Source organism: Mesorhizobium sp. WSM4813, assembly GCF_055811555.1.
In genome coordinates, this window is record NZ_JBVVQU010000114.1 from 1 (window position 1) to 5,850 (window position 5,850).

5 protein-coding genes are annotated in these 5,850 nt (G+C 58.0%); 3 read left to right on the forward strand and 2 right to left on the reverse strand.

Annotated elements, in window-relative coordinates; all coding sequences use genetic code 11:
- Window positions 1-129 precede the first annotated feature (129 nt).
- The gene (locus tag AC0L25_RS31965; protein ID WP_473599111.1) at window positions 130-333 is read left to right on the forward strand and encodes a hypothetical protein; all 204 of its coding nucleotides are present in this window, start codon (window positions 130-132) and stop codon (window positions 331-333) included.
- A gap of 732 nt (window positions 334-1,065) precedes the next feature.
- Window positions 1,066-1,323, forward strand: coding sequence for a DUF982 domain-containing protein (locus AC0L25_RS31970; protein ID WP_473599112.1), 258 nt, complete (start codon window positions 1,066-1,068; stop codon window positions 1,321-1,323).
- 1,034 nt (window positions 1,324-2,357) lie between these two features.
- Here AC0L25_RS31970 and AC0L25_RS31975 read toward each other — a convergent pair.
- The gene (locus AC0L25_RS31975) at window positions 2,358-2,627 is read right to left on the reverse strand and encodes a hypothetical protein (protein ID WP_473599113.1); all 270 of its coding nucleotides are present in this window, start codon (window positions 2,625-2,627) and stop codon (window positions 2,358-2,360) included.
- 573 nt (window positions 2,628-3,200) lie between these two features.
- Here AC0L25_RS31975 and AC0L25_RS31980 point away from each other — a divergent pair.
- The gene (locus AC0L25_RS31980; RefSeq protein WP_473599114.1) at window positions 3,201-4,043 is read left to right on the forward strand and encodes an ATP-dependent DNA ligase; all 843 of its coding nucleotides are present in this window, start codon (window positions 3,201-3,203) and stop codon (window positions 4,041-4,043) included.
- A gap of 83 nt (window positions 4,044-4,126) precedes the next feature.
- On the opposite strand, the gene AC0L25_RS31985 is transcribed toward AC0L25_RS31980, so the two are convergent.
- Window positions 4,127-5,479 carry an LGFP repeat-containing protein gene (locus AC0L25_RS31985; protein WP_473599115.1) on the reverse strand — a complete coding sequence of 451 codons (1,353 nt, stop codon included), beginning with the start codon at window positions 5,477-5,479 and terminating at the stop codon, window positions 4,127-4,129.
- Window positions 5,480-5,850: the final 371 nt, after the last annotated feature.

Sequence of the window (5,850 nt, forward strand, 5' to 3'; positions counted from 1 at the left end):
CTCGTAAGGACGACCTTAAGAGCGCAGCCTCGCTACCCTGCCACGCTCGCGCAAGGCGGCCTTCGCCGGAGGCGTACGCCCCTTCGGCATCTCTGTGCAGAAATGTCGCAAGGCTGTTCGGAGAGTCGGATGAGTGTGCAAAGGGTTGGTCCGATTGAAGAGCACGCAATCGCCGCAATTCTCAACCGAGCGGACCATGGGGACACCGTTTCGGTCAAAGCGACATTGAACCAGATCCGGCACGCTGCGCCTGATTTGGCTGCATCCAACGACGAGCTAGTTGATGCTATTATTGAAGCAGCTACTGCCTTAGGCCTGTCCGTGGCTTCCTAGCTTGAGCGCCGGTTATCCTCGCCCCTCTACCACCTGTGCGCGGCCCAAAATAATTTGTTGAACTTCCCACGCAAAGTGCCAACAAATGGGCGCTTGTGGCTTATGGCCGGGGGGGCGCTCAGGTGAATGCAAAGACGAATTGTGAGCGCGAAGCCGTGGACCTTGTCCATGAGGCGATCCACAAGATCCCCTACGGTGGCACGGTCTCTGTCAAGGCCGTTGTAGCAGCGGTTCGCCGGCGCTGATCGAGCTTATCGTGACTGCGGCTCCGGCGTTCGGACGCGCGATAGCCTTCGACCTTCACGAATAAATCTTGCAGCAAACATTTCGGCGCCCTTACGGAACCCTTTAGCAATTAAATAGTTGGGTTCCAAAGGTGAATGTTATGGCATTACAGGATAAACACCGTGCGTTTCGAGAATTGATCAGTTCCGAAGACTATCGCCGGAAGCTACGAGAACTACTAAGATTGAACGGCGAACAAACGTCGTCACCGAGGCTCGTCGAGTTAGTGATGGAGCTTCAGGAAGAGATCGAGCGGCGAGAGCGATGCGACAATCGCGAGCAGCCCTAAGCGCCCTGCTAGGAGGGGGCCCGCCGCCTGTCGAGAGGAGTGGCGACGGACCCCACGGCGGCTGTATTCCACGGAGGATCGACCGCCGCGATTCTACAACCCACGCGGGCCTACATGGTTCCCTTATCAGCGGCCTCTTGCCGCTCTAGATTCTCCCTATGGCGACCATCTGGTTCTCCCCTCCGGTGTTCGTGAAGACCGAGCTGGTCGGCGTCAGCTATGCCTGCAACAATGTCCGAGGTGCAGCCGAGCAACTCCGGAAGTGGCCCAAGAGGGGAACCAAGTGGCAACGTGCGTCGGCCCTTTGCCTGTCCGCTTTGGAAGGCGCGGAGTTCGACCCTAATGAGATACGGCAGGCATTCGAGGCTGCCGCTAAGGAGGCCAAAATGCTCATCCCTCACCAATCTGGTAGGTAGGTTTCCTGGGTTCCTGTGCCCCTCTGCTCACCGTTAGGAGAGCTACAGGGGAGCCTAAGGGGTACTGGCCAACCGTCACTCCATGTCTGGCGCGTCGCCACCCACAAAGAGCGTTGTCGGCTCGCCGTATTCGCCCAGAGACGGGTTTAGCATCGCGCGACCACGGAATAACACAAGCATGTTTCGCGCCAGACCCTTGGCGGTTCTAATTGCTGAAGGTCGCCGCTCTCGTCGCAGTCGAAGGCAATGACCACGATCAGCTTAGGGGAGACACGTTGGTTGTCTTTCCGCTGCGCGCGGAGTTGGGCAGCAGGCACGGGGAGTCGCTCCGGTTTACTGGGATAAATCAGAGTGGCACCGAACATGGTTTGACAACCTCGAACTCGGCCCCGCCGCGGCAATCTTCCGGAAGCTGGCAGGGTGATCGCTGTCGAGCGAACACGCCGCAAGATCAGGATGGAACTTTAGCGATTTGTAAAAATTGTCTGTGAGCAGTGGCCCCCCCTCGTTGCCCGCTGCAGATCGGGCCGCACCCGATCGGGCCTCTCCAGAGGCGCGGGCTTTTTCGTTGTCTGGGGGAACACGATCTGGCGACAGCGGTTCGGGGCAACACTGCACTGAGTTAGACCGGGGCCGCCAATGACCAAAAGGCAAAAATTCACTCACAAAGAAAGACACGACAAGCAAGAGCGCACGTCGGACGCCGCACGGGCATTAGCAGACATTGAGCGCATAGCACGAGATGCAAAGACGGCTCGGCTGCGAGAGCAACGACTTAAGGCGGAAACCGCTGCAGTGGTAGCGAAACCGAAGACGGCGCGCGCCTAACAGCAAAGGCAATGAGCCATCCTTATGAGCGCGCTCCCCAAGTAGTGCCAACGAAAAGCCCGCTGCAGGGGAACCGGCAGCGGGCTTCGCCTTGGGGAGTGTCTTCGCGGCTACATCCTGAGGAATCGACCGCTAGAGTTGTAATGCGTGACTTCTGCAACGGTTCCAAAAAATTTGGCGGAGTCGGTAAGCCGGCCTATCGAGGATCATTTTCTCAACCGGATATGACGATAGTTGGCGGAGGGAGTGTTGGGGACAGTCGGAGGAAGCCTTTCGGCAATCGCGGTGAAAGGCGGCTGCCGTCCAACAGGGCTATGATTTCGCGCGCGACGGAACATGGTGCCGATTTTGAATTGAGAGTGTTTCACCACGCCAGACCCAATACGTTTGAGGACTCCTGACTGAGCAAAAACTCGGCGCTCCAGAACATAAGGCCAGTGGCCATAACGCAGACCGCCACACAGATCATTGTCCATGTTTTCATTTCGTATCCGCCTCATCCTCGACACGGTCGAACTTGTCGGGTCCACCGGTCTCATGGAATGGCCCGTGCTACCCGTTGACGAGTAAACACCCTTCATGAGCCGTTGCCGGTCGTGAACTGATGGCAACTCAATTTTGGCGCTAGATTTTACCACGGTCGAGTGACATGCCCGCGCGCCACGGAACCGCGTCCTGTCCGAAAACTCTATGACTAGCGACCGATCACACACTCGCCAGTGAAGTTCATGCAACCGTTTCGAACAAATACGAAGCCGGTCAATTTTGATGATATATATTCTACGATATCAGACGTGAAGCTAGAATACACCATAAGTACTACTCCTTCTGGATCCTCCGCAGGACATTGTCCGCTATATCCACTAACCTTTCCACGCATTATAGTGGTCTAAACGCACGCGATTATGTTGTGCGGGTTGGAAAGGGTTATTTCATGGCAAAAAAGCCAGTTGGAGTACCAGTCGGCCCGGATTTCTCACTGTCTCCACATCGAATAAGTGCGTAAAATTGTAAGTACCCGCGCCCTCCGGCTAGAGTTCATTCCGCCGATGGAGCCCAAGCTGGTCGCCAAGCCGCCCGGGGGCGAGGACTGGATTCACGAGATCAAGCTCGACGGCTACCGCTCCCAGATCGTCATCAACAGCCCCGAGGATATCCGCGTCTATACGAAAACCGGCGCCGACTGGACGAGCAAGTATGCCGGGCTGGTCGAAGCCGCGCGCGAGCTCGAGGTCGAGAACGCGATCATCGACGGCGAGGCTGTCGTCACCAATGCGGCCGGGCTGCCGGATTTCGGCGCGCTCCAAAAGGCCGTGCACAGCGATCCCTATGCCATGTACCTCGGCGCCTTCGACATCCTGCACCTAAACGGACACGATCTGCGCGACATCGGCTGCAAGGCTCGCCGCGAAATCCTCTACGGCATCATCAAGCCAAACAGCCGGATCCAGTTCAGCGAGGCGATGCCTGGCGACGCCAAGGCGATCTTCTATCTCGCCGACAACGCCGGCCTCGAGGGGATCGTCTCGAAGCGCGCCGACAGCAAGTATCGCAGCGGGCCGACCATCAACTGGCTTAAGACCAAGAGCTGGACGGTCGACGAATTCGAACTGCTCGGCGTCGAGCGTGAGCCGGGCAAGGCGGCATTCGCACTACTGGCAGAGCCTGGCACAGGGCAATATGTCGGTTCGGCGTTCATCAGCCTTAATCGAGACATGAAGGAACGGCTGTGGAAGCGTGTCCAGGAACACGCCGGGCCGCCGCCCCAGGCCATGAAGAAGCGGCCGGCGACGCAATGGGTCGCTCCTGGCGTCAAACTGCGCATCAAGCATCTCCGCGGCGACCACAGCCACATACGCCATGCCTTGCTGCTGGGTTTCAGTGACGAGTGAGACCTCACGCCGGATCGTCGGGGTCTTGAGGCAGATGAAAGTGGACCTTTGAAGCGCGCGGCTAGTCGTTCCGTAAGGATCAACTAAGGACATTGTTGATTCGGATCCACGATCGGTATGCTGACGACCGGTCGTTGTTCTCCAGTTACGGGATCGGTCTCAACCCCGCCGCGAGGTGGGCAGGCCTTGCTGCCCGAGCCCAGCTTTACAATAAAAATCGCGGCGATAGCTGTTCCCACGATGACAGGAATTCCGCCGAGAATGTCCAAGATGACCGTGCCTGGTGTTGTAGCCACGGTGCACCTTGTCGTCATGCCGACACTTTGCAGCGTGTCCCAGTGCTCGGCGATAAGGGGGTGGTGACCAGCGCGAGACCAGTCATGATCACGCGAAAAGGCCGAAACGGTGCCGCCTAAAGTGACTGAGCTGTCGCTATCCTCGGGTTCTGTGGCAGCAAGGACATTGCCGGCCATATCCTTGAAGTGAAGCACGCTTGCCAGAGCCACGGCGCTGCTGCCGAACGCGCTGTTGTGAAGGTGTCCCCGATAAGAGAAGCCTCCCGCCGCGTTCAAGACCAATTCGGCCCAGCCCGTCACGTCCGAATTGTTGATCTGGGTCGACTTCACTACGGTATCAGGCAGGTCGTGGGTGCGGCCGGTCGTGGGAGAAACAATAATGCCCCGCTGAAACCGTGACCTTCGGCCGAGCAGTTGCAGATCAAAATCCAACCAGTCACCCTCGTCCGAGATGGGGTATCCGAGGTAGCTCTGCTCGCTGCCCATGGTGATCCAATGATCTCGGATAAGGCCATGGACCTCCCATGCTCCCGTATCGGGCGTCCAGAAGATGGCGCCGCGCTCGAAGCTGTTAAATCGACCGAAGCCATCGGCACAATCGCTTTCATCGCTTGTTGGAAACCCGAGAACGCTTGCATATGCTCCCAGAGCTTCCCACTTGGCGCGGATGTCGCCATGCACCTCCCATGCCCCTGTGGCGGCTGTCCAATAAATCGCCCCATGCTGGAACTCGTTGAACCGGCCTCGGCCGTCGGCCGTACCAAGCTCATCGGTCTTTGGGTAGCCCATAAGTCCGCCTTCGGCCCCAAGCTGGATATACTTTTGGTAGATCGCTCCATAGACTCGAAAGGCGCCGACGGCGGGGTGATAAAAGATTGCGCCGTGCTCATACGTCCGGTAATAGCCGCCGCCGATACCTCGGCGAACCGGGCCTTGGGGTTGGCCTGGTGCGCCCTGGAGGGCCGTATGTTTGTTGGCGATGGCCTCGTGGGCTTGGAGCAGACGACGCAGGTCCTCCATGAAGACGTCGTGAACGACCGCGCGCTGCTCGGGGGTCGTGAATATGCTATCCGACAGGGACTGGAACGCCTCGGTAATGCGGCGGTCGAAATGATCCAAAATCTCGTCGTGTCCCGGCATGATAGAGCTTCCATCTGCGTGGGGGGTCTTTCCTATTTAGGACATAAATCGTGAAGGTATGGAAGCCGTTTGCTGCTTTAAAACCGCAAACTCGCGGAGTGGGAGGTTACGGCAATCGTCGCGGCAGGGAAATTCCGACGCTGCGGGTTGTCAACTACGCTCAGGACCCTGATCACAGCCAGAAGCAGACGATTGCAACGAAGAGCCCGCTGCGGGATGGGGCCGGTCATCGTTCATGACTGGTCGTTGTTTATGAATACACACCTTAGTTCATCGAGTTTGATCCTAGAGCGGCCGGCCAGCGCGCATCATGGCGCGGGCGATCGCGAGCTGAGCCTCGACCTTGGCGTTTTCCTTTTGCGTCATGTTGT